This is a genomic window from Streptomyces sp. NPDC057445 (assembly GCF_042802855.1).
In the GTDB taxonomy this organism is placed as follows: Bacteria; Actinomycetota; Actinomycetes; order Streptomycetales; family Streptomycetaceae; genus Streptomyces.
This window is the reverse complement of sequence record NZ_JBHVDH010000012.1, coordinates 12,622-36,495: the sequence shown is the minus strand read 5'-3', so window position 1 is coordinate 36,495 and position 23,874 is coordinate 12,622. Positions and strand designations below refer to the sequence as shown.

Here is a 23,874-nt window from a genome sequence, read left to right as displayed (position 1 = left end):
CCGGTCAGCCCTGTGACGGGCCCGCCTCCGGGGCGGCCTGGGACGGAGGCGGGGAGGCGAAGGAGATCCCGGAGAAGTCCCTGCCCTGCAGCGCAGGCCCGTTGAAGGTGCCGCCGCTGATGGTGTTGTGCACCTCGCCGTCACCGGTGCGCACCAGCTTCGCCCGTTCGTGCCACTGCTGCAGGCCCGTGCGGAAGTCAGCCTCCAGCGCGGCCCGGACCGCGAGCGCCGTGCTGAGCGCGTGTGCTCGGGCCGGATCGGCCGGGGCGCGCTCCAGCTCGGCCAACTCTGCCTCAGCGGAGACCGTTTCTGAACCCTCGGCCGCGCCTTCACCGCGGACGAAGGGTCGCCGCACCAGAGCACTGAGTCCCGCCCACGCCTGTCGGCCCGCCTCGCCGCCGGCGCCGCCCGCCAGCGCCGCGAGCAACCACACCGAGATCGGATCCACCCCACACCACCCTCTGTGCTTGCGCGTTCACGGTGAGGGAGACACTACGAGAACTCCCGACTCCTCCGACGGCGAACCGGAGAACCCGACATCATGATCCCGACCGTGGTGGAGGTCGACCGTGAACCGGTCACGAAGATGCTGCCGTTCGACAAGCCCGTCGGCCAGGGTCGGGCTGCCCTGACGGAGTTTCGCGGACCGGAACAGGGACAACCCGGACCGGCAGGTACGGCTGAGCTTTCTGGGGTGAGACGCCGCGTCACGCAGGTGCGGGCCGCCCCGTCAGGACCCCCCGGACGAGAGCCAGACCTTGATGGTGCCCCCTGTCGTGATCCGCTCGGAGCTGGGCTCCTGCTTCGCGACCTGCCCGGCAGGCGTGAGCCCGTCCTCGACGGTCCCGGCCTGCTGCACCTTCAGATGGGCGATGTCCGCGCAGATGCGGGCCTTGGCAAGGCTCTTGCCCATGAGCCAGGGGGCGGAGACCTTTCCGTGGATCTCCTCCACCTCGCAGTCGGCGAGGTCACCCTCGGCCCGCGGATCGCCGCCCGTCGACACCCATACGGTGATGGTGCTGCCCGCCTTGACCGTGCCCAACGGCTGCTGCCGTACAACGGTGTCCTCGTTGTACGTCTTCCCCATGGTGGTCTTCTGCTCGAGCTCGAGCCCGGCGATCTCGGCGCAGGACTTCGCCTCCGCCGGTGACATACCGGTGAAGCTCGGGGCGCTGAACTCGTCGTCCAGGCCGGGGACCGGGTCGCAGAACATGAGTGCTCCGGTGGCCCGGGGATCGGGGGTGTAAGGGGTGTAGGAGCTGCCCGGGAGGAGGCCGGAGGCGCCCGAGAACAGGACCCTCACTCCGTAGACCGCCGCGAGCGCCATGCCCACCACCACCCCCACGGTGACGGCCACCGGGGCCAGTGCGCGGGCCCTGCGGGCACCGGTCGGCGGTGAGGTACGGGAAGGGCCGCGGCCCGGCGGGGGAAAGGACACCCTGACGGTGTCGGCCACGACGGTGGTGGTCACGCGCGGGGGTGCCACACGAGTAGGTGCCTCACCTGCGGCGATCCGGCGAACGTCGTCCGCCATCGCCCGGGCGCTCGGATAACGGTCGCCCGGGTCCTTGCTCAGGGCCCGGGCGACGATCGCGTCCAGGGCCGCGGGCAGTGACGCGTTGACCGAGGACGGGACCGGCGGCGGCTGCTGTACGTGCTGGAAGAGCACGCTCATCGTGGACTCGCCGTCGAACGGCAGCGTCCCCGTGGCCAGTTCGAAGAGCATGCAGCCGACCGAGTAGAGGTCCGACCGGGCGTCGGCGGGTCTGCCCAGCGCCTGTTCGGGGGAGAGGTACTGCGGTGTGCCCAGCACGGTGCCCGTCCTGGTCATCGCGGTGGAGCCGGACTGAAGGGCCCGAGCGATACCGAAGTCCATCACCTTGACGGTGCCGTCATCGGTGACCATCACGTTGGCGGGCTTGATGTCCCGGTGAACGAGACCACACCGGTGGCTGTAGTCCAGCGCGTCCAGGACGGCGGCGGTCGTCGTCAGTGCCGTGTCGAGAGCGAGCGCACCCTCCCCGGCCGACCCGGACCGGATCAGTTCGCGCAGCGAGCGGCCTTGGACGTACTCCATGACGATGTACTGCACGACGCCCGTTTCGCCCGCGTCCTCGCCGCTGTCGTGGACCGCCACGACATTGGCGTGACTGAGTCCCGCGACCGCCCGGGCCTCCCGGCGGAAGCGCTCGCGGAACGACGGATCACGGGCAAGGTCGGCATGGAGGGTCTTCACCGCGACGGTGCGGCCCAGCACCGAGTCGTGGGCCCGATGCACGGATGCCATGCCGCCCTCGCCGAGAGGTGCCTGCAGTATGTAGCGGCCCTGCCCCACGGCGGAGACCGGCGCCCCCGCGTGCGTCCGTCCGCTCTCCTCGACGTCCATCGCCCTCGTACCTCCCCCGGCCGCGCCCCCCGGCGCGGCGACACCGGCTCCGTGCGGGGCCGGTCATGTCGAATGTGGTGGACCCTGCCGCCCGGCAGCCACGCGGGCCCCCGGGGAGTCATCGGCAGAGCCCGCCGTGTCGGCTGTGCCACCCGCGGCCGAGTGATGGCTCGCCGTGGCAGTCCCGCCGTGCGGTGCTTGTTGCCCGGACGCGCCGATTGTGGTCGGCAGGCGGGTCCGTGACAGTTGGTCAGCGACGACGCGCACACGCGTGCGCGCGTCGGCCGGGCGATCATACTGCACGGGGACGGCAGGCCGAGCGTGCCGCAGGACGGGACCGGCCCACCGGTTCGAGCAGCCCTGGGGCGACGCACAGGAACTTTGCGCGGGCGAGCAACCTCGGGCGAGTGACCGTCGTCTTGATCAACAGTGGGGCGGCCCGCCGCGGACAGCGGGGGCGCCCGGATCCCCCTGACCTTTCGAGGTCGGCGGACCAGGCATCTATACGCTTCGTGTATACGTTCAGTGTATAGATGCTGCACTGCCGTTACGGCCGCGCACGAAAGGCATCCATGCACAGCAAGGCATTCGCCCCCGAGTACCAGGGCGCCCTCACCGAGATGTCGGTTAACTCCTCACTGACGGACGTACTCGCCAAGGGCATCGAGCATCTGCGGGCAGCCGAACTCTCCGGCTCGCAGCAGGAGGTGGCGCGGTCCGGACTCGCCGTCGCCGAGGCACACCGCAGGCTCGGCAACGTCCAGAAGGCCGACCAGGCGTGGAAGGCCAGCTACCGGGCCGCACGTTCCGCGGGCGATCTCGGCGCCATGGCCTGGGCGTTGTGGAGCGGGGGAACGCTCGCCCGGCAGCGGGGCTCGCTGACGCTCGCCTTCCGGCTGCTGCGCCTCGCGGCCGACATGGCCGAGCGCGGAGGTGACATCGTTGCCCGTGGCTACTCGCTCGCCGGTCTGGCGGAGACCGGACGCATACAGGGCGACTACGAAGCCGTCGCCCTTCTGCACGAGCAACTGCTCGCAGAGGCCCGCAAACGCGGTGAGGCGCGGCACACCGTCTGGGCGCTGGAGGGCATCGCGCAGATCCATCGCAACACCGGCTCGTACGACACGGCCTACGCGATGTTCGAGGAAGCGGCCGAAATCGCCGGGAAGGCTGACGACCGGCGCGGCCGGGCCTGGGCCCTTCGCGGCATGGCCGACATCGTTTCCCTGCGGGACGACGCTCCGGAGCGTGCCCTCGCCCTGCTCGCGGATGCCGAACTCCTCTGCCTCGAGATGAACTTGTCCGGGGCGCTCGCCTACAACCACAAGATGCGCGCCAACGTGCTCTTCCGCGCCCGCCGTTACGAGGAGGCGCGCAAGGTCTACGAGGAGACGATCGCGGAGTTCCGCGCCATGCGCGAGCCCCGGGGGGAGGCGCTGGCCCGGCTCGGACTGGTCAAGGCACGCGCACGTCTCGGCCGGGACCGGGCAGAAACCGCCGCGGAGCTCGGTGAGCTGCGGGACACGCTCGACCGGATCGGGCTGCGTCACGCAAGGGACATGGTCGACAAGGCCCACGCCGAGCTCGGGGTGGCCCCGTCGGTCGCCGGGCCGGGCGCGAGGGCGGGCCGCCGATGACATCCGCCGTATCGGCCTCGACCACTCCCCAGCAGATCCTCTCCCGCTGCCGCGAACTCGTGCGGCCGGCGCTCGCGCAGGCCGTAGGGCGACTCCACCCATGGCCCGCCGAGATGGCAGCCTTCTCGCTCGGCTGGAGCGACGCGGGCGGCACGCCGGCTGCCGGTGCGCACGGCAAGGGAGTGCGTCAGGCGCTCACCGTGCTCTGTGCAGAGGCCGCGGGCGCGACGGCGCGGGACGCGGTCGTCGGAGCGGTGGCCGTCGAGCTGATCCACACCTTCTCCCTCCTGCACGACGACATCATGGACGGCGACGAGACACGGCGGCAGCGCCCGACCGTGTGGAAGCAGTTCGGCACCGGCCCCGCGGTGCTGGCGGGGGACGCGCTCTTCGCCCTGGCCGTGGAGACACTGGCCGACTCCCGCAACGTACACAGCGGCGCGGCGGTCAGGCATCTGGCGGGGACGCTGAACGACCTGGTGCACGGGCAGGCCGAGGACCTGCTCTTCGAGTCCCGGCCCTGGACCGGTCCCGGCGCGGTGCAGCCGCAGGAATACCGGCGGATGGCCGAGCACAAGACGGGTGCCCTGCTCGGATGCGCCGCGGGTACGGGCGCCGTCCTCGCCGGGGCTCCACGCCGGACCGTCGACGCTCTCACCGAGGCGGGCCGGGACCTCGGGGTGGCCTTCCAGATCGTGGACGACCTGCTGGGCATCTGGGGCGACCCGGGGATCACCGGGAAACCGGTCCACAACGATCTGCGCAGGCTGAAGAAGACGTACCCCGTCCTCGCGGCCCTGGCCGCCGACGGCCCCGCCGCGGAACACCTTGTCACGCTGCTCTCCTCCGGCCGGGCGCTCGACGACCTCACCGCCCGGCGAGCCGCGGTTCTCATCGAGGAGGCGGGTGGACGCGCCGCCGCCATGGCCGAGGCGCACCGGCATCTGGACAGCGCGCGCGGCCGGCTGGAGAGCGTCCCGCTGGCACGCGGGGCGGTCGGCGAGATCCTCACCCTGCTGCCGTTCCTCATCGACCGCAGAATGTGAGGGCCCGGGCGGGGAGCGTGAGATTCACGCAGACGGAGCGGAACGGGCCAGCCAGTCGCAGGCGGCCTGCGAGGAGAACTCGGACCGGCCACCGGCGAACAACAGCCCCGCCGTGCCGAACGCCTCGTCCGCGGCCGTGCCCGCCACGTAGGGGACGGCGATGCAGCGCATGCCCGCGGCGTGCGCTGCCGCCGCGCCGGGCGGCGCGTCCTCGACCACGACGCAGTCGGCGGGGTCCGCCCCGAGCCGGCGCGCGGCCTCCAGGAAGACATCGGGCCGCGGTTTTCCGTGCGCGACCTCCTCTGCGGAGACGAGGGTCGTGAGGTACGCGTCGAGGCCCGTACCGGCGAGCACCGCCTCGATGGCCGCGTACGACGACCCGGAGGCCACGGCCATCGGCGTTCCGGCCGTGTGCAGCCGCTCCACGAGCTTCCTCATCTCGGGGAACACCTCGGTCCGGGCGCGGGCCAGCTCCAGGTAGTCGGCGTTCATGGCGGCCAGGAGTTCATCGACCGGGGCGTCGATCCCGTACTCCGCGCGCAGCGTCTCCAGCGTCTCGCGGGTGCCGATCCCGATGAAGCGGGTGTGATGGTCCCAGCTGAAGTCGGTGATGCCGTGGCTTGCGAGCACGCGCCGTCCGGCCTCGTAGTAGTTCGGCTCGCTGTCCACGAGGGTTCCGTCGAGATCGAAGATGACCGAAGTGCTCCGCGCAGGGCTCATGGACCCAAGAATGCCCACCGGCGTCCCGGGGCCGCTCAGCGCGTTCACCGCGTGGCCCGGCCCACCGACTCCACGAGCGGCAGCACACGGTGCGGCACCCGCTCGCGCAGCGCCATCTCGGTGCGCGTACGGACCACGCCCGGCAGATTGATCAGCCGCTGGATCACGTCCTCCAGATGACCGTTGTCGCGGGCCACCACACGTGTCAGCAGATCGCCGCCACCGGTGATCGAGAACGCCTCGACGATCTCGGGTACCTCGGCGAGCGCGTCCCCCACCTCGTCCAGACGTCCCTGCGTGACCTCGATATGGACGAACGCCAGCACCGGATGCCCGAGCGCCGCGGGGGAGAGGAAGGGGCCGCTGCCGGTGATCACCCCCTCCCGCTCCATGCGGTCGATCCGGGCCTGGAGGGTGCCCCGTGCGATGCCGAGGATGCGCGCGTACTCGCGCACGCTGGTGCGGGGCTGCTCGATCAGCAGCCGCAGGATACGGGTGTCCAGCTCGTCCACTGCCATCCCTCTGCCTCCCTCCGGCCCTCTTGCGGCCTGTGGGAATCATCCTCCACCGGACCGATGGCGCACTCCGGGGCCGCTGAGCGGAGCCACCGGGCGAATTCCGAGCGCGCGGGCGTGCAGGGTGACGGCACGGGGGACATCGCCTCGGTGTGGTCGGGCGGCGCAGGGGCACGCCGTGATGGTCCGTTGGCCTCCTTCGTGACCACATTGGTCGCCACTCACTGTGCCAACGGCCCAGTAGGGCGGGAGCCGCTTGAGCCACTGGGGCCGGAGATGCTGTCATGGGGGCGTCGATGGCGCTGCGGATCCCGCGGCGCCTTTTTCATGCCGGAACGAGCCAGGGGCGGGAATCAGTGCTGAAGAAGGTGTTCGTGGCTCCGGACCCGGGGCAGCTGCGTCTGCGCAGCGCCATCCGGTCCGTCCTCGGCGTCGGCCTGGCCGTGACCGTCTGCGGTCTCATGGGGCACGGGCTCACCTCCGTCATCACCGGTGGGCTTGCCGCGCTTCTCGCCCTCTTCACGGTCACCGACACGACGGTCCGTGGCCAGGTCGTCACGACCGCGCTCCTGCCCGTCGTCGGCTTCCCCGTGCTCGCGCTCGCCTCCCTGCTGCACGGCGCCCCCGTGGCGCGCGACGTGGTGTTCGTCGCCGTGGCGGGCACGAGTGTCTATGCCCGCCGCTGGGGCGCTCGTGGTCACGCGCTGGGCGTCTTCGCGTTCATGACCTTCTTCGTCGCACAGTTCCTGCACACGGTGCCCGGCCAGTTGCCCGAGCTGTACTCCGCCGTCGCCCTCGCCGTGCTGGCCTCCTCGGCGGTCCGCTTCGGACTCTGGTGCTTCGAGCGCCGGCAGCAGCCGCCCGCCGTGCCCGTGCTCGCCGGCGCGGGAGGACTGGCCCGTACGACCACCCGGCAGGCGATCCAGGCAGCCGGCGCCGTCGGCATCGCTCTTCTCGTCGGCCAGGTCCTGTCGGGGGAACGCTGGTACTGGGCGGTGGGGGCCACGTGGTGGATCTTCGTGAACACCGCCTCGCGCGGCGAGACCCTGGTGCGCGGGTTCCGGAGGGTCCTCGGCACCCTCGTCGGCATCGCCGTCAGCCTGCTCGTCGCCGTCCCGCTGCACGGTGCTCCGGTGCCGACCGCCGTGCTCGTCGCGGTGTGTGTCTTCGCGATCTTCTACAGCGCCCCGGTGTCGTACACCTGGATGATGCTCGCGGTCACGGTGATGGTGGGGCTGCTGTACGGCCTGCTGGGGGTGCTGGATCCGGCGCTGCTCGCGCTGCGTCTCGCGGAGACGGGCATCGGGGCGCTCGGCGCCACGCTGGCGGTGCTGTTCGTGCTGCCGGTCACCACCCACGACACCACGGACGCCTGGATCGAGCGCGCCCTGCACTGTGTGCACGCCTGCACCACCTCGGCCGCGCGGAGGCTCGCCGGTGACGACGACGCCGATCCGGCGCCGCTCGCCGCCGAGCTGGAGGTGCTGCTGGGCAGGGCGCGGCTGTCGGTCGCCCCGCTCGTCCACCCCCTGAGCCCGATGAGGGCCCGCAAGGCCCGTGCCCGCCAGGTCCTGGCGCTGCTCGACGACTGCGCCCGCGAGGTGCGTGGTCTGGCCTCGGTGGCGGCCGACCCGTACGCCTCGCACGACGCCCGGCTCGCGGCAGCCTGTTGGCGTGTGGAGATCGCCGTGCACGCCCTGGTGTCTCCCGGCGCCGGGACGCCCGCCCAGGCGCCCGGTGCGGCGGTGGGCGCAGCGCATCACCACCCCGGCGCCGAGGCCGCGCTCAACCACCTCCACGGCCTGGAAAGGGCGCTCGGCGGGCTGGCCGAGTCCCTGCGCAGCTCTCTGCGCGCCCCCCTGGTCGGCTCCTGACGCCGGCACGGACACGAAGGCGGTCGTGCGGCTCGCCCCGAGGCGCTCCGGTCGCCGAGGTCAGGGGCCGGCGACGCCGGCCGGGACCACTGACATCCGGCCCGTGCGCGAATGTCTTCGGCGGGGGACCGCGACCGTGCGAGCGGACGAATAATGTTGAACGAGGCACGTTCATTTGGCACTTACAGGGTGGATCAGTCCGAGTATGGGGTAGTACCGGCGGCATCCACCGTCCGCCTAACGCTCTGGGGGGCCCACCATGCGGAAGCTCCGTCGAATCATCGCCGCCCGCAAGAACCGGCCGTCGCGCGTCGAGTCCGCGGGCGTCGGGCGGACGGATCTCCCGGTCCCGCCGGGCCAGTGCCCGGTGGACTCGTCCGAACCGACGGCGCCGCGCTCCGGACCGACCGCGTCGAGGCCCGAACCGCACGCGGTGCACCCTCGACCACCCGGCCCCGCCCCGCGCCCAGGCGTTCCTGGTGATCCGGCGGAACTGCGGCTGGAGGCCGAGGAGTTCCTGCGGCTGTTCCATCGCGAGGAGCCGTCCGTCGGCGGTCCCGCGGCCCTGGCAGCCCGGATAACCGCCGTACGCGCCGAGATCGAGGCGACCGGAACGTACCGCCACACCGCCGCCGAACTCGCCCACGGGGCACGCATCGCCTGGCGCAACAGCAATCGCTGCATCGGCCGGCTCTACTGGCGTTCGCTGCGCGTCCGCGACCGTCGTGACGTCCGTGACGCCGACACCATGGCCGTCGAGGCCGCCGCGCATCTGCGGGAGGCGACGAACGGCGGCCGGATACGACCCGTGATCACGGTCTTCGCGCCCGACGCACCCGGCCGTCCGGGCCCCAGGATCTGGAACGAACAGCTGGTGCGCTACGCGGGCTACACCGACCGCAACGACCGCAACGACCGTGACCGCGTCGGCGACCGCGACCGCGTCGACGTCGGCGGCGGTGTGGGCGGCGGTGTCGGCGGGACGCGCAGCGGCAGCGGAAACGGCTGCACCGGGGACCCTCGCAACGCCGGGATCACCGCCTACGCCCAGCGGCTCGGCTGGCCCGGCGGCCCCGGCACACCCTTCGACATCCTGCCCCTGGTCATCCAGGGCAGCGACGACAAGCCCCGCTGGTTCACGCTGCCGGACGACGCCGTGCTCGAAGTCCCCCTGAGCCACCCCGACGACGACTGGCACACGGCCCTCGGCCTGCGCTGGCACGCCGTACCCGCCATCGCCAACATGTGCCTGGAGATCGGCGGGATCTGCTACCCGGCAGCGCCCTTCAACGGCTGGTACATGGGTACCGAGATCGGCGCCAGAGACCTCGCCGACACCGACCGCTACCGCTTGTTGCCGGTCGTGGCCGAACGGCTCGGCCTGGACACCTCCGACGACCGGACGCTCTGGAAGGACCGCGCACTCGTCGAGCTCAACCGGGCGGTGCTGCACTCCTTCGACCGCGCGGGCGTCACCCTCGCCGACCACCACACAGAGGCCCGCCGCTTCCTCACCCACATCGACCGCGAGACCGACAAGGGACGCCCCGTGGGCGCGGACTGGTCGTGGATAGTGCCGCCGATGTCCGGTTCCGCCACACCTGTCTTCCACCGTACGTACGACACGACGCAGCTGAAGCCCATGTTCGTGCACCATCCCGAGGCCCTGGCCCGCGCCAGGGGCGAGGACTCCGACTTGGTCTAGACCTCAACTGCTACCGTCGGCCCGGAGCAGCGCGGACGGGTCGGCGGAAGAGCGGCGAAAGGACGGCGCAGTGTGCGACAGGAGCGCCGAACGGGCATTCATCGGGTCGTTCACCTCGGCGGGCGGCCGCGGGATCATCTCCGCGGCCGTGGACGGCTCGACAGGAGCCCTCAAGGAGACCGGCGCGACCGACGCGGTCGCCGACCCGTCGTACCTCGCCATCGGTGCGACGGACCGTGGCCGCGTGCTCTACGCCGTATCGGAGACGACGGAGGGCGCTGTCGCGGCCTTCGACATCACCGAGGACACGGCGGCGCCCCGGCTCATCGGCGTGCCCGCGCCGGTGCGAGGGGCGGGGCCCACCCATCTGGCCGTCGTCGGCGGCCATGTGCTCACCGCCAACTACACCTGCGGCAGCGTGAGTGTGCTTCCGGTCGGACCTGACGGTGAGCCGTCGGCGGCCGTCGGCGTGCTGCGGCACGAAGGCCGTGGACCGCACCCGCAGCGGCAGCGGGGCCCGCACGCCCACCAGGTGCTCCCCGACCCGACCGGACAGTGGATCCTGGACGTCGACCTCGGCACCGATTCGGTGGGGGTCTGTGAACTCGACCCGGCGACGGGGGACATGAGCCTGCACCGCGAGACCGCGCTGCGGCCCGGCACGGGCCCGCGCCATCTCACGTTCCACCCGTCGGGCCGCCACGCGTACGTGATCAACGAGCTGGAGCCGACTCTCACCGTCTGCCGCTGGGACGCCTCGGAGGGTGTGCTCGAGGCGCTCGGCGAGACCACCGTGCTGCCCGGCGGCTTCGCAGGTCCCGGCTACGCCTCCGAAGCAGCGGTGGCACACGACGGCCGCTTCCTGTGGGTCGCGAACCGGGGTCATGACTCCATCGCCGTCCTCGGCCTTGACGCGAGCGGTGCAAGGGCGGAGCTGATCACCACCGTGCCGTGCGGGGGCCACTGGCCGCGCGATCTCACTCTCGACCCGACGGGCACCCGGCTCTATGCCGCCAACGAGCGCTCCGGGGACGTCACATGGTTCGACATCGACGCCAGATCGGGTGTGCCGCGCCGGGCGGGGTCGATCGCGGCCCCGGCGGCCTCGTGCGTGGTCTTCGCCTGAGAGGCCGTACGGCCAGGCCCGCGAGGGCCCTGTGCACCGCCGAGCCCGCCGGGGCCCGGTCGTACGGTCAGGTCCCACCGTCGGCGTTCACCGTCATACGGTCCGGCACGCGAAAGGCCCGCGCCTCGTCGGCGCGGGCCTCTGCGTCTTCGCGGACACGAGCCCCGGGTCAGCGGAGAGCGGACCGGGTCAGCGGGCCTGCGCCCCCTGCGGCTGCATCGGGATGCCCAGCGCGGTCGTGTACTTGGAAAGCACCAGCTTGCCGATGGCCGGGTACGCGCCGAGCGGCTCGGCGGCGGCGCAGCCCGCTTCCCCGGCCGCCGCGGCCAGCAGGCCCTCCGGCAGCTCCGGGCCGACCAGGTACGGGGCCAGCGCGAGCTGCCCCGAGCCGGAAGCGCGCAGCTCCTCGGCGGTCGCGGCGATCGCGCCCTCCTGGTCCAGAGCGGCGGCCATCACCGGCACGGCGAGGCGGGCGGCCAGCAGCATCCCGGTTATCCCGGCGGCCTGCACGGCCTCTTCGCCGCCGACCGTGGCGAGGACGATGCCGTCGGCGGCCGTCGCGACGGTGAACAGCCTGGCGCGGTCGGCGCGGGCGAGACCGGCCTCCGACAGCCGTACGTGCAGCGCCTCCGCGAGCAGCGGGTGCGGGCCGAGCACATCGGTCAGCTCGGCGGTTCCCTGGCTCTCCATGACCGCCTGGCGGATCCTGCGGGTCAGCGAGCTGTCCGGGCCCGCGAGCAGGGGAACCACGACGGACGCGGGGCCGTTGGGCCCGGCGACCTCACGGCCGGCGGCCTTGGCCAGCTCGAACCGCTCCGCGCGCCGCGCGGCCGTCTGCGCGAGCACGCTCCCCAGCGTGGGGTACTCGGCGTCGTCACCGTCGAGATAACCGATCACGGCCTCGAGGCCGGGCAGCTCGGAACGGGCGATGCTGACGACTTCCTCGGCGAGGCTGCGTATCGCCGAGGAAGGGGTGCCGGGCACGGCGAGGACGAGCGCGGGCGCGCCCTCGGGAGCCGCCACGGGCTCCGGGCGGCGGTGCCGCCCGGGCTGGCGGGGTCGCGGCATTCGTACAGGCAGGCCGGATGCGGGCCCAGTGGGGGAGCTCATGGCGCCGCATGCTACTGGTTTTGTCGTCGCGGCTGTTCGGGGAGGGGGCGGTCGAGTGCTGTCTGTCCGTATTTATCCGATGAGTTCGTTAACGGTTACCTGTCCGGGTATGAAACCGAGGAAGGCCGCACCAGACGGAGCAGTCGCGGGTCCTTCGGCAGTGTCAGTGAGTCGGTCGCGAGCGCCCTGGCGACGGTGAGTGATCCAGCCAGCGGATCGCCCTCCGCTGGCACCGGCCTGGCGTGCGGGAGTTGTTCGGCGAGCACCGCGGTCAGGGGTACGAGCAGAGGGTCCCCCATCTTGAACAGGCCACCGGTCAGGGCGACTTCGCATGTCCCTGCCGAGGCCGGCGGGAACACCGCAGCTGCCGACGCCGCGATGTGACCCGCGGCCTCGGCGAGGATGTTTCCGGCCACCGGATCGTCCGCCGCGCAGCGGGCCACCTCGGGGGCGAACGAGGCCAGCAGCGCGGGCCGGTCGGAGCGTGGGTAGAGCAGCCCGGGCAACTGCTCCGCCGGGCCGAGAACGGACTCCAGGCGGGCCAGCAGCGCGGCGGAGCCGCCGCTGCGCCCGTCGTGGGCGCGCATCGCCGCTTCCAGGCCCGCCCGGCCGATCCACGCACCGCCGCCGCAGTCACCGAGCAGATGCCCCCAGCCGTCCGCGCGGCGCCAGCGGGTCAGATCGGTCCCCAGCGCGATCATGCCCGTGCCCGCGGCGACGACGGCGCCGGGCCGCTGCCCCACTGCTCCCGCGTACGCGGTCACGGCGTCCGCGGCGAGCGCCACCGCGCGCACCCCGAATGCCTGCTCCAGCGCCCCCGGCACGACGGCCCGCAGTTCGTCCCCGAGCGTGGCCATTCCGGCGGCTCCGATCGCCACCGCCACGAGCCCGGACGGGCCGGCCGTGCGGGCGGGGGCGTCCGGGAGCCCCGGCGTCCCGGCGACGGCGCCGGGTGCACCGGCACCTTCGAGCAGCGCCCTCGCCATGGGCAGCAGTTGCTCCAGCAGATGCGCGGCATCGATACCGCCCGGGCCGGTACGGACCGGCTCCCGGGAGGCCATGGTCCGCGTATGCCAGGGACCGGCGGCGGGCGCGAGCGCGACGCGCAGGCCCGAGCCCCCCGAATCGACACCGAGCACCCATCCGCCGTCGGCGCCGCCGCTGGTCACGGAAGCTGCCAGTCCACCGGCTGCGCCCCTTGGCGGGTGAGCAGCTCGTTGGTCCTGCTGAACGGGCGGGAGCCGAAGAAGCCCCGGTCCGCGGACATCGGGGACGGGTGTGCGGACTCGATGGCGGGCAGCTCGCCGAGAAGCGGCCGCAGATTGCGGGCGTCGCGCCCCCACAGCACCGACACCATCGGTTTGCCGCGGGCCACCAGGGCCCGGATGGCCTGCTCGGTCACTTCCTCCCAGCCCTTGCCGCGGTGTGCCGCCGGCTTACGAGGAGCGGTGGTGAGCGCCCTGTTGAGCAGCAGGACTCCCTGACGCGTCCACGGCGTCAGATCGCCGTTCGACGGCCGGGGCAGCCCCAGATCGCCGTGCAGCTCACGGAAGATGTTCTCCAGGCTGCCCGGCAGCGGCCGCACCTCCGGCGCCACCGAGAAGCTCAGTCCCACCGCATGCCCCGGGGTGGGATACGGATCCTGGCCGACGATCAGAACGCGCACCTCGTCGAACGGCTGCTGGAATGCGCGCAGAACATGCGCCCCGGCCGGCAGATATGTCCGCCCCGCGGCGATCTCCGCGCGGAGGAAGTCGCCCATCGCGGTGATGCGTTCAGCCACCGGTCCGAGGGCGTCCGCCCATCCCGGCCCTACGATTTCTTTCAAAGGTCGTGCTGCCACGGGGCGTCACTCTACTGGTGCAGCGAGTGCCCCGATCACCGCGCGGACCGCCCCGCCCCGCCGTGGCGTGCGGGTCGCCCCGGCGGGACCCGCTCCACGCCGGAGCGCCCGCATCACCGGTCCCGCCCGGCGCTCACGCCCCGTCGCATCCGGGGTGGCCCGTGCCCGCTCAGCCGACGGTCGCCGCCCGGACGCACAGCACATCCGGCAGATGCGAGGCGAGCTGCTGCCAGCTGTCGCCGTCGTCCGCGCTCGCGTACAACTCGCCGTTCCGGTTGCCGAAGTACACCCCGGCCGGGTCCGCGTCGTCCGTGCACAGGGCGTCGCGCAGCACGGTGCCGTAGTGATCGCCCCCCGGGAGGCCGGCAGAAAGCGGCTCCCAGCTCCGGCCCGCGTCGCTCGTGCGGTAGACACGGCAGCGGCGACCGGCCGGGACGCGGTCCGCGTCGGCGTTGATGGGGAAGACGTACGCCACGTCCCCGCGGTGCGGATGCGCCGCGACCGCGAAGCCGAAGTCGGACGGCAGGCCCTCGCCGATGTCGGTCCACCGGGCGCCCGCGTCGTCGCTCCGGTAGACCCCCCAGTGGTTCTGGAGGTACAGCCGGTCCAGGTCACCCGCGTCCTGCGCGATCTTGTGGACGCACTGGCCGAACTCGGGATGCGGATCGGGCAGGAAGACCGCGGAGACTCCCTGGTTGGACGGGTCCCAGCTGGTGCCGCCGTCGCGGCTGCGGAAAACGCCGGCCGTGGACACGGCGACCGTGACCGCGTCCGCGTCCCGCCGGTCCGTGACCACCGTGTGGACGGCCTCACCGCCGCCACCCGGCACCCACTTCGAGCGCGTCGGGTGCTCCCAGAGCGGCCGGACCAGCTCGAACGTCTCGCCGCCGTCATCGGAGCGGAACAGGGCGGCGGGTTCCGTCCCCGCGTACACGACGTCCTGGGCGGCGGGGCCGGCCGGATGGAGCTGCCAGACCCGCTCCAGGGACGCCCCGGTGTCCTTGGGGAACTTGACGGCGGGCTTCGCCGGCTCCGTCCAGGTCGCCCCGAGGTCGTCGGAGTGGAACACCGATGGACCCCAGTGCGAACTGTCGCCGCCGACGAGCAAGCGGGGAACGGTGCGGCGGGTGTCGATCCCGATCGAGTACACCGCCTGCGCGTTGAAGTGCGGGCCGTCGAAATCCCATCGGCCGCCGCGCCTGCGGCCGATGAAGAGCCCTTTTCGAGTGCCTACGGCAAGCAGCACGCCGGTCATGGCCGAAACCTCCAGGACGCCCTTGTCACGGATACGGGCCAGTCTGCACCCGGCCACTGACAGCGTCCCCTGTCGCGGACCTTCCTGCAGGTCGGCCCGGCCGGGCCGATCCCTGGGGGAGGCCGCGCGACGGCCGGGCGACCCGGGCCGGGCGTCAGGCCGAGCGGTGGTACTGGTCGGGAATCCGGACCCGGCCGCCCAGCTCGCCCGCCGCCTGGCGCGCCCACGAAGGATTCCGCAGCAGCTCGCGGCCGAGCAGCACCGCGTCGGCCTCGCCGTTGGAGAGGATCTTCTCGGCCTGCTCCGCCTCGGTGATCATCCCGACGGCCGCCACCGGCAGGTCGGTCTCCGCCCTCACCCGCGCGGCGAACGGCACCTGGTAGCCGGGCCCGGCAGGGATGCGCACACCTGCGGCGTTGCCGCCGGACGAGACATCGAGGAGGTCGACGCCGTGCTTCTTGAGCAGCGCCGCGAAACGCACGGTGTCGTCGGCCGTCCAGCCGTTCTCCTCGAGCCAGTCGGTGGCCGAGATCCGGAAGAAGAGCGGCAGTTCGTCGGGCCAGACCGCCCTTACCGCGTCGACGACCTCGAGCGCGAAGCGGGTGCGGTTGGCGAAGGAGCCGCCGTACTCGTCCGTGCGGTGGTTGCTGTGCGGGGAGAGGAACTCGCCGATGAGGTAGCCGTGCGCGCCGTGCACCTCGACGACCTCGAAACCCGCGGCCAGCGCGCGCCGGGCGGCGTCCGCGAACTGCCGTACGACCGCCGTGATCTGAGCGGACGTCAGCTCGGTAGGTACCGGATGCCGTTCGTCGTACGCGAGCGGACTCGGGCCGACCGGCCGCCAGCCGTTCGCATCGGGGCCGATCGGCGCGCCGCCCTTCCAGGGGCGGCCGGTCGACGCCTTGCGGCCCGCGTGCGCGATCTGGATACCGGCGACGGTGCCCTGGGCCTTGAGGAAGCCGGTGATCCGGCGGAAGGCCTCGACCTGGGTGTCGTTCCAGATGCCGAGGTCGTTCGGGCTGATCCGGCCCTCGGGGGAGACAGCGGTGGCCTCGGCCAGGATCAGCCCGGTGCCGCCCGTGGCCCGGGCCGCGTAGTGGGCGAAGTGCCAGTCGTTCGGGACACCGGCGTTCGGCCCGGACGCCTCCGCGCTGTACTGGCACATCGGTGCCATCCAGACACGGTTGGGAACGGTCAGCGACCGAAGGGTGCAAGGCTCGAACAAAGCGCTCACGGCGGACTCCATTCACGGCGGGGCCGAAGATGACGCTCGTACGATACTCGTCGTAGTACGGCGAATGACAAAATACGATGTCTCTCGTACCAAGCCGTGAGTCGCGTCGCGAGCCGAGCCGAGCCGAGCCGAGCGGGGTCGAGCCGAGCCGAGCCGAGCCGGGTCGAGCCGAGCCGAGCCGAGCCGGGTCGAGCCGAGTTGAGTCGGGCCGAGTTGAGTCGGGCCGGCCGGGCCGAGTGGGTGGTCTGCTGCCGGCCCTCAGCGTGCGTCCGTTCCCTGTCCCTCGTCCCGCCCCGTGGCCGCGTCCTCACCTTCGTCCTCGCCCTGGCCCGCGCACGCCGACCAGGCGTCGAGATCGAGATCGGCCGCATCGAGCTTGGCGGTGAGCGATGTCAGGCGCTCCTGGAGGTCGCCGATCTCGGCGAGGGAGAGCCCCGTCGCCGCGGCGATCCTGTGGGGCACGAGCACCGCCTGCTCCCGCAGTGCCATGCCCTTCGCGGTCGGGCGTACGGCGACCGAGCGCTCGTCCTCGGCGCTGCGGCGGCGTTCCACGCAGCCGAGCGCCTCGAGCCGCTTGAGCAGCGGGGAGAGTGTTCCGGAGTCCAGACGCAGTCGGGTGCCGATCGCCTTGACGGGCAGTTCGCCGTGCTCCCAGAGCACGAGCATCACCAGGTACTGGGGATAGGTGATCCCCAGATCCTTGAGGATCGCCCGGTAGACGCCGTTGAACGCGCGCGATGCCGCGTGCAGCGAGAAGCAGATCTGGTGGTCGAGGCGGAGGATCTGCTCGTCCCGCCGGGTGTCCGGTGTCGTCTTCATGGATCCAGGGTACCTATCCATCACCCGATCGAGTTGTGCACAACTCAATTGTGTGCTGTAGTTGCACCTGTCCGACTCCACCGACAGAGGATGGTTTCCATGAACGCGCTCTACACCGCAGTCGCCACCGCCAACGGCCGCGAGGGGCGCGCCGTCAGCTCCGACGGCCGCCTGGACCTGCCGCTTGCCGCGCCCAAGGCCCTGGGCGGCAGCGGCGAGGGCACGAATCCCGAGCAGCTCTTCGCGGCCGGCTACGCGGCGTGCTTCGCGAGTGCCCTCGGTCTGGTCGGGCGGCAGGCGAAGGTGGACACGAGTGAGATCTCGGTGACCGCCGAGATCGGCATCGGCAAGGACGAGGACGGCGGCTTCGGACTGACCGCGGTCCTGCGCGTCGAACTGCCGGCTTCGCTCGAGGGTGAGACCGGCGAGCTGCTCGTGAAGCAGGCCCACCAGGTCTGCCCCTACTCCAAGGCGACCCGCGGAAACATCCCGGTCGAGCTGATCGTCGAGTAGTCGGGCAGGTGGAGGGTACGGCACGGTGATTCACAGCGGTGGGGGGGGCGGGCGGGCGGGGGCCCCCCCCCCGGGCGGGGGGGGGGGGCGGGGGGGGGCCCGGGCGGGTTCGCCCCGGGGGGGGCGGCCCCCGGCCGCCCGGCCCCCCCACCGCTGTCGTGGGCGGGCGACGGCAACTACGATGAATCTCGTACAATGAGTGCACCCGGAACGAAGTGGAGTGCCGCCGTGACCAGCGCGACCAGCGCGACCAGCCCCCGCGCACTGGCCCACCCCGAGCGCGACGAGATCCGCCTCGAGGGTGTGCTCCATGCACTGTCCGACCCGATGCGGCTGCGGGTCGTACGGGAACTCGCCACAGCGTCCGACGAGCTGTCCTGTTCGTCCTTCGACCTGCCCGTGACGAAGTCGACGACCACCCACCACTTCCGCGTGCTGCGGGAGAACGGAGTGATCCGCCAGGTCTACCGGGGCACGGCGAAGATGAACGGGCTGCGCAGGGACGACCTGGACACGCTGTTCCCGGGCCTCCTCGACAGCGTCCTTGCCGCCGCCTCCCGTGAGGCCGGCCGCCTCGGGACCCACTGAGCCGACTCCGGACCGGAAGATGCCCGTGGACCGGCAGGTTCGGCACGTGCCGTGGACCGGCGGTTCGGACCGCCGGTCCACCCGTCAGGGCCGCCCGCACACCCGGTTACGCCGCCGGCTGCCGGCCCTGCACCGCCGACTGCTCCTGCTGGACCCCTTCTTCAAGGGCCGCCTCCAGCAGTCCGGGCCAGTCGGGAATCTTCACGGAGCGCCGGCCCAGGGAGCTGCCCAGCGCCGCCTCGGCCCGTTCGATCGCCAGCCAGCCCGGCCACTGGACGGGCTCGTGCCCCAACTCCCGCAGCACACGGAGCGGTTCACCGGCGAGCGGGCGTCCCGAGAGCGCGGAGGCGTCCGCGAGCAGCGACGTCACGGTCTCCTTGGCGCACGGCCGGTTGGTGCCGATCACCCCGGTCGGACCGCGCTTGATCCATCCCGCCACATACTCGCCCGGTGACGCTGCGCCGTCCCGCAGCACCCGTCCCGCCTCGTGCGGCACGGTGCCCCGGGCCGGGTCGAACGGCAGCCCGTCCAGCGGCACTCCGCGATAGCCGACCGCCCGCAGCACCAGCTGCGCCTCGATCTCCTCGTACGTCCCCGTACCGCGCACCCCGCCCGAGCCGTCCGGCACGGTCCGCTCGAAGCGCACACCCCCGACACGGCCGCCGCTCTCGAGCAGTTCCACCGGCCGCAGGAAGAAGCGCAGACGGATACGGTGCCCCGCGTCCTGCGAAGCTTCGTCACCCGCGGCCGCCCAGCCCCGTACGACCTCGACATTGCGCCGGTTCACGGCCGGCAGCGCCGACGGGTCGGCGTACCCCGGGTCCAGCAGGAGATCCGAAGGTTCCACATCCACCGACGCGTCCGGCAGGCCGCCCAGCTCCCGCAGCTCCTTCGTCGTGAACTTCGCCTGCGAAGGACCTCGCCTGCCGACCATGTGCACCTCGCGCACCCCGCTGCGGGCGAGCGCGCCGAGCGCGGCATGCGGCACATCGGTCGGCTGCAGCTCGGCGGCGCCGCGCGAAAGGATCCGGGTGACGTCGACGGCGACGTTGCCGACGCCGACGACGACCGCGGAGCGGGCGTCCGCGAGTGCGAAACCATCGGGCGCGGCGTCGGGATGGGCGCTGTACCAGGACACGAAGTCGGTGGCCGACCAACTGCCGGGCAGATCTTCGCCAGGCACCCCGAGTCTGCGGTCCCGTGCGGCGCCGACGCAGTAGACGACCGCGTGGTAGAGGCCGAGCAGCCGGGCCGGCGTCAGCCCCCGGGTGCCGATCTCGACATTGCCGATGAAAGCGATCCGCTCGTCCTCCAGAACCGTCCGGAGGTTGTTCTGCAGCGACTTGATCTTCTCGTGGTCGGGCGCGACTCCGTATCTCACCAGCCCGTACGGGCAGGGGAGCCGGTCCAGTACATCGACGTGGACATCCGGGACCAGGGACTGCTGGACGAGGGCCTGAGCGGTGTACACCCCGCTCGGGCCAGATCCGACGACGGCGACTCGAAGCACAGCTGCGCTCCTTCCGCAGGGTGCTTCCAGCATGGCACCTGGGCGGGCCCCCGGGGAGACTCACATCGCGCGCATACGGCTGATCTCCGCGGTCTGCTGCGCGATCACGTCATTGGCCATTTCCTCGACCCGGACGTCGTTGCCGTGGGAGAGCACATCCGCGGCCATCGTGAGTGCGCCCTCGTGGTGGGTGATCATCAGCTTCAGGAAGAGTTCGTCGAACGCCTTCCCCTTCGCCGTGCGCAGCTGTGCCAGCTGCGATTTGGTGGCCATTCCGGGCATCACCCCGTGGCCGTCGTGGCCGTCGTGGCCGCCGTGGTCCTTGCCGCCACCGTTGTTTTTCAGCCAGCCCTGCATCGCGCCGATCTCGGGCTGTTGCGCTGCCGTGATGCGCTCGGCGAGCCGCTTCACCGGCTCGCTGCCCGCGCGCTCCGGTACCAGCGCGGCCATCTCCAGAGCCTGGCCATGATGCGTGATCATCATCTGGGCGTACGAGAAGTCCGCAGGGTTCGGCGAGTTGACAGGCGCCGCCTTCCTGGCCTCCTCGGCCGACAGCGTCTTCGCCGGCTCACCGGGCCTGCCCGGTGCCACCACGGCCGGGCCCTCGTCCCCCTTGCCCTCTGACCTGCCCTGCGCCGACCCCGACTCGCAGGCACCCAGGGCCAGTACGGCAGCCGCTGTCGCGACGGCCAGGGGAAATCTGCGGACGAAACGTGATCTGCGGGGCAGCAACACAGCAACCTCCTGCGGCACTTGGGCTCGTCGGTGACTGTACTAGCACGGTTGCGCGGCTGAACGATCAGAATCTTTCATTACGTCTCTGTTTCCATCTGTTGGAATGGACATGCAAAGGACGATACTGCCGGGGTCCGTGAACCGTTCAACTGCGAACGGATACAAGGGAGGACGCAGTGATCTCGTTGCACACCACCCCCGTGCGGCGCAGACGTCTGGGCGTGGCGGCAGCCGCGGCCGGGCTGCTCGCCACTCTGCTGACGGCCGGACCCGCGGCCGCCATTCCCGACCCCGGTGACACCCCCGCCCAGGGGAAGGTCTCCCCGGCCCAGCTGGCCGACGCCAAGTCCGCCGTGGCGAACGGCGAGATACCCGGCGTGGACGAGGTCGTCCACAGCGACAACATCAGCCACCTCGCCAACATCCCCAAGGATGCGCTCCAGGCCACCAACTCCGACCTGGCCTTCCAGGGCAGGTACGCGTTCGCCGGCAACTACGACGGCTTCCGCATCTTCGACATCGGCAACCCGAGGGCACCGAAGACCGTCGCGCAGGTCCTCTGCCCCGGATCGCAGAACGACGTAACCGTCTCCGGCGATCTGCTGTTCCTCTCCACCGACTCCTCGCGCAGTGACAACTCCTGCAACAGCACCACGCAGCCCGCGACGGAGAAGTCCTCCTGGGAGGGCATCAAGATCTTCGACATCAGCGACAAGCGCAACCCGAAGTACGTCGCCGCCGTCGAGACCGCCTGCGGCTCGCACACGCACACCCTGGTGCCCGAGCGCCGCAACGTGTACGTGTACGTCTCCTCGTACTCACCGAACGCGGCGTTCCCGGACTGCCAGCCCCCGCACGACGGAATCTCCGTCATCAAGGTGCCGCGCAAGTCCCCCGAGAAGGCCGCGGTCGTCAGCTTCCCCGTGCTCTTCCCGGGGCAGGGGCCCGACGGCGGCGGCAACCCCGGCGGTCCCACGAACCCGGGTGTCTCCAAGACGACCGGCTGCCACGACATCACCGTGCTGCCGTCGGAGCACCTCGCCGCGGGCGCCTGCATGGGTGACGGCATCCTCTTCGACATCGAGGACCCCGAGCACCCGAGGGTCATCGACCAGGTCCAGGACAACGTCAACTTCGCGTTCTGGCACTCGGCGACGTTCAACCAGCGTGCCAACAAGGTCGTCTTCACCGACGAGCTGGGCGGCGGCGGCGCCGCGACCTGCAACACGCAGGTCGGCCCGAACCGCGGTGCCGACGGGATCTACGACATCGTCGGCAAGGGCGACAAGCGCAAGCTCGTCTTCCGCAGCTACTACAAGATCGACCGTCACCAGGCGGACACCGAGAACTGCGTCGCCCACAACGGCTCGCTGATCCCGGTCAAGGGCCGCGACATCATGGTCCAGGCCTGGTACCAGGGCGGTGTCTCCGTGTGGGACTTCACCAACTCGGCCAAGCCCAGGGAGATCGCCTACTTCGAGCGCGGACCGCTCAGCACCGGCACCATCACCACCGGCGGTTCGTGGTCGGCGTACTACTACAACGGCCACATCTACTCGAACGACATCGCCAAGGGCTTCGACGTACTGAGGCTCGACGACCGTCGCACCGACCCGGCGAAGCGGATCCGGATGCACGAGCTCAATGTGCAGACGCAGCCGGACTACTTCGACTGACCGGCCGGCCTCGGCCACGACCGATCGGGATCCGGCTCCGCACGACTCGTCCCGCCGGGCGGCTCACCGCCCGGCGGGACGCCGAGCTCCCAGTCCAGCCCGTACCGCTGGAACAGCTCCGCCCGCAGCCGCTCGCGCGGCATGGACGCCCCCGGCACCACCACCGCGAACACCGCGCCCATCAGCAGCGCGCGCAGCAGCGGATAGTCGGAGTCCACATCCTGTGAGCCGTACCGCTCGACGGTGTCGCGCAGCACGGACGCCAGCCGCTGCTGCTCCGGGCACTGGACGAACCCCTCGGCCTGCAGTATCCCCGCCATGTGCGCCCGCATCAGCACCGGCCGCTCCACCGCGAGCCCCAGCACCGCGTCGATCGCCCGGGCCAGCCGCTCGCGGCCGTCGTCCGTGCGCGGCTCGCGCTCCAGGGCCGCCTCGATCGTGATGTGCATCAGCCGGTGCACCGCCGACTGGAAGAGCTGCCGCTTGCCCGCGAAGTAGTACGAGACCAGGCCGCGCGCCGACCCCGCGCGGTCCGCGATGTCGCCGAGGGTCGTCGCCTCGTAACCACGCTCCGCGACGAGGTCCACGGTGGCCTGCAGGAGGCGCTCGCGGGAACGCCGCCGGAGTTCTTCATTGACCGATGCGCTCCGCGGGGACATGCTTGACTCCTGCGTTGACTGGCTCTCGGCCAATATACTCAGCGACAACCGCTGCGGTAGGCCTGCGTGCCTGGTCAGCGGTGGTGATCGGCCTGACCGGGCGACGCGGGGGATCGCCCGGTCCGGTCGGCCCCGTCCTGCCTCGACGGGCCTCCGGACGTCCGTGTTCCGGGGCTCTCTTCCCAGTGTCGCGAATCCGGCCCCGGATTCATACGCCGACCAGTCCGAGCACCGGCCGCAGGCCTCCCGGGCGCTCGTCCACCGGCAGATGGTCCACAAAGCGCACGGCACAGCCCAGCTTCGCCGCGCCACCGTCCGCGTGCCGGTCGTCGCCCACCATCAGCACGTCCTTCGGATCCTGCCCCAGCGCCTCGCAGGCGGCGCGGAACAGCCGTGGGTCCGGCTTCTGGACCCCGTGCCGGTACGACAGGACGTACGCGTCCACGTACGCGTCCAGTCCGTGCGCCCGGAAGACCGGCCGGGGGTCCCAGCCGATGTTGCTCACGACCGCGACACCCGCACCGCGCCGCCGCAGCTCGCCGAGCACCTCGGCGGCGTCCGGGTACGGGTGCCACGCCCGCGGTGCCATGTGCCGCTCGTAGAGCGCGTCGTAGAGCCTCGGGTCCGGCAGCCCGACCTGGCGTGCCAGCCCGACATAGGCGGCACGGTGCCGCTCGGCGTGTTCGTCCCTGGTGGACCACAGCTCGGCCAGGGACTCCGGGATGCGCTGCGGGGTCGAGCCGCCCGGCAGCGCCCCTGCCTCGTCCAGCTCGCGCGCGTACCGTTCGAACTCGTCCTGGCCCACCGACACGCCCGTCTCGTCGAGAGCGGCCCGCAGCCAAGCCGTGACGGGTTCGATCCGGAAGAGCGTTCCCGAGAAGTCGAAGAGCACGCCTTTGAACGCCATGGGGTGATCCTGCTGG

21 protein-coding genes and 1 pseudogene are annotated in these 23,874 nt (G+C 71.8%); 8 read left to right on the top strand and 14 right to left on the bottom strand.

Annotated features, from left to right (window positions below; translation table 11 throughout):
* Positions 1-4: 4 nt before the first annotated feature.
* Together ACFU5O_RS23800 and ACFU5O_RS23795 are read right to left on the bottom strand one after the other, a co-directional pair.
* Complete coding sequence (locus ACFU5O_RS23800; protein ID WP_384243718.1) at positions 5-448, bottom strand: hypothetical protein; 444 nt, start codon at positions 446-448, stop codon at positions 5-7.
* Between the two features lie 282 nt (positions 449-730).
* Positions 731-2,386, bottom strand: a complete 1,656-nt coding sequence (locus tag ACFU5O_RS23795; protein WP_384243717.1) for a protein kinase — start codon at positions 2,384-2,386, stop codon at positions 731-733.
* Positions 2,387-2,958: 572 nt separating this feature from the next.
* Here ACFU5O_RS23795 and ACFU5O_RS23790 point away from each other — a divergent pair.
* Together ACFU5O_RS23790 and ACFU5O_RS23785 are read left to right on the top strand one after the other, a co-directional pair.
* Positions 2,959-4,023, top strand: coding sequence for a tetratricopeptide repeat protein (locus ACFU5O_RS23790; protein WP_384243716.1), 1,065 nt, complete (start codon positions 2,959-2,961; stop codon positions 4,021-4,023).
* Positions 4,020-5,069, top strand: coding sequence for a polyprenyl synthetase family protein (locus tag ACFU5O_RS23785; protein ID WP_384243714.1), 1,050 nt, complete (start codon positions 4,020-4,022; stop codon positions 5,067-5,069). Before ACFU5O_RS23790 ends, ACFU5O_RS23785 begins: the two co-directional genes overlap by 4 nt.
* Before the next feature lie 24 nt (positions 5,070-5,093).
* Here the strand turns inward: ACFU5O_RS23785 and ACFU5O_RS23780 are convergent, their stop codons facing one another.
* Both ACFU5O_RS23780 and ACFU5O_RS23775 read right to left on the bottom strand, forming a co-directional pair.
* Entirely contained in the window at positions 5,094-5,789 is a 696-nt protein-coding gene (locus ACFU5O_RS23780; RefSeq protein WP_384243713.1) for an HAD family hydrolase, read from the bottom strand.
* A gap of 44 nt (positions 5,790-5,833) precedes the next feature.
* Positions 5,834-6,307: an Lrp/AsnC family transcriptional regulator gene (locus tag ACFU5O_RS23775; protein ID WP_384243712.1), complete on the bottom strand. Its 474-nt coding sequence runs from the start codon at positions 6,305-6,307 to the stop codon at positions 5,834-5,836.
* Positions 6,308-6,660: 353 nt separating this feature from the next.
* Here ACFU5O_RS23775 and ACFU5O_RS23770 point away from each other — a divergent pair, with 353 nt between their 5' ends.
* From ACFU5O_RS23770 to ACFU5O_RS23760, 3 genes are all read left to right on the top strand, one after another.
* Entirely contained in the window at positions 6,661-8,178 is a 1,518-nt protein-coding gene (locus tag ACFU5O_RS23770; protein WP_384243711.1) for an FUSC family protein, read from the top strand.
* Positions 8,179-8,437: 259 nt separating this feature from the next.
* Complete coding sequence (locus ACFU5O_RS23765; RefSeq protein ID WP_384243710.1) at positions 8,438-9,883, top strand: nitric oxide synthase oxygenase; 1,446 nt, start codon at positions 8,438-8,440, stop codon at positions 9,881-9,883.
* 70 nt (positions 9,884-9,953) lie between these two features.
* The gene (locus tag ACFU5O_RS23760) at positions 9,954-11,009 is read left to right on the top strand and encodes a lactonase family protein (protein ID WP_384243708.1); all 1,056 of its coding nucleotides are present in this window, start codon (positions 9,954-9,956) and stop codon (positions 11,007-11,009) included.
* 189 nt (positions 11,010-11,198) lie between these two features.
* Here ACFU5O_RS23760 and ACFU5O_RS23755 read toward each other — a convergent pair whose 3' ends face one another.
* The 6 genes and pseudogenes from ACFU5O_RS23755 to ACFU5O_RS23730 all read right to left on the bottom strand — a co-directional run.
* Complete coding sequence (locus ACFU5O_RS23755; protein WP_384243707.1) at positions 11,199-12,119, bottom strand: sirohydrochlorin chelatase; 921 nt, start codon at positions 12,117-12,119, stop codon at positions 11,199-11,201.
* A 95-nt stretch (positions 12,120-12,214) separates the two neighbouring features.
* Positions 12,215-13,288, bottom strand: a complete 1,074-nt coding sequence (locus ACFU5O_RS23750; RefSeq protein WP_384243706.1) for an N-acetylglucosamine kinase — start codon at positions 13,286-13,288, stop codon at positions 12,215-12,217.
* The gene (locus ACFU5O_RS23745; protein ID WP_384243705.1) at positions 13,285-13,962 is read right to left on the bottom strand and encodes a uracil-DNA glycosylase; all 678 of its coding nucleotides are present in this window, start codon (positions 13,960-13,962) and stop codon (positions 13,285-13,287) included. Before ACFU5O_RS23745 ends, ACFU5O_RS23750 begins: the two co-directional genes overlap by 4 nt.
* Positions 13,963-14,131: 169 nt before the next feature.
* A complete protein-coding gene (locus ACFU5O_RS23740; RefSeq protein WP_384243703.1) occupies positions 14,132-15,217 on the bottom strand; it encodes a WD40/YVTN/BNR-like repeat-containing protein in 1,086 nt (361 codons plus the stop codon).
* 154 nt (positions 15,218-15,371) lie between these two features.
* Positions 15,372-16,451, bottom strand: a complete 1,080-nt coding sequence (locus ACFU5O_RS23735) for an NADH:flavin oxidoreductase/NADH oxidase (protein WP_384243702.1) — start codon at positions 16,449-16,451, stop codon at positions 15,372-15,374.
* Positions 16,452-16,802: 351 nt separating this feature from the next.
* A pseudogene (locus tag ACFU5O_RS23730) lies at positions 16,803-17,291 on the bottom strand (MarR family winged helix-turn-helix transcriptional regulator); the annotation flags it as partial.
* Positions 17,292-17,369: 78 nt separating this feature from the next.
* On the opposite strand from ACFU5O_RS23730, the gene ACFU5O_RS23725 reads away from it, so the two are divergent.
* Positions 17,370-17,783, top strand: coding sequence for an organic hydroperoxide resistance protein (locus ACFU5O_RS23725; RefSeq protein WP_384243700.1), 414 nt, complete (start codon positions 17,370-17,372; stop codon positions 17,781-17,783).
* A gap of 228 nt (positions 17,784-18,011) precedes the next feature.
* Positions 18,012-18,371 (top strand): ArsR/SmtB family transcription factor, encoded by a 360-nt coding sequence (locus tag ACFU5O_RS23720; RefSeq protein ID WP_384243699.1) that lies wholly within the window; start codon positions 18,012-18,014, stop codon positions 18,369-18,371.
* 106 nt (positions 18,372-18,477) lie between these two features.
* On the opposite strand, the gene ACFU5O_RS23715 is transcribed toward ACFU5O_RS23720, so the two are convergent.
* Both ACFU5O_RS23715 and ACFU5O_RS23710 read right to left on the bottom strand, forming a co-directional pair.
* On the bottom strand, positions 18,478-19,881 hold the full coding sequence (locus tag ACFU5O_RS23715; RefSeq protein ID WP_384243697.1) for an FAD-dependent oxidoreductase: 1,404 nt from the start codon (positions 19,879-19,881) through the stop codon (positions 18,478-18,480).
* A gap of 60 nt (positions 19,882-19,941) precedes the next feature.
* Complete coding sequence (locus ACFU5O_RS23710) at positions 19,942-20,613, bottom strand: DUF305 domain-containing protein (protein WP_384243913.1); 672 nt, start codon at positions 20,611-20,613, stop codon at positions 19,942-19,944.
* A gap of 179 nt (positions 20,614-20,792) precedes the next feature.
* On the opposite strand from ACFU5O_RS23710, the gene ACFU5O_RS23705 reads away from it, so the two are divergent.
* Positions 20,793-22,292, top strand: a complete 1,500-nt coding sequence (locus ACFU5O_RS23705) for an LVIVD repeat-containing protein (protein ID WP_384243696.1) — start codon at positions 20,793-20,795, stop codon at positions 22,290-22,292.
* On the opposite strand, the gene ACFU5O_RS23700 is transcribed toward ACFU5O_RS23705, so the two are convergent.
* Together ACFU5O_RS23700 and ACFU5O_RS23695 are read right to left on the bottom strand one after the other, a co-directional pair.
* Positions 22,280-22,951: a TetR/AcrR family transcriptional regulator gene (locus tag ACFU5O_RS23700; RefSeq protein ID WP_384243695.1), complete on the bottom strand. Its 672-nt coding sequence runs from the start codon at positions 22,949-22,951 to the stop codon at positions 22,280-22,282. The genes ACFU5O_RS23705 and ACFU5O_RS23700 overlap by 13 nt on opposite strands.
* A 208-nt stretch (positions 22,952-23,159) precedes the next feature.
* A complete protein-coding gene (locus tag ACFU5O_RS23695) occupies positions 23,160-23,858 on the bottom strand; it encodes an HAD family hydrolase (RefSeq protein WP_384243694.1) in 699 nt (232 codons plus the stop codon).
* Between the last annotated feature and the right edge of the window lie 16 nt (positions 23,859-23,874).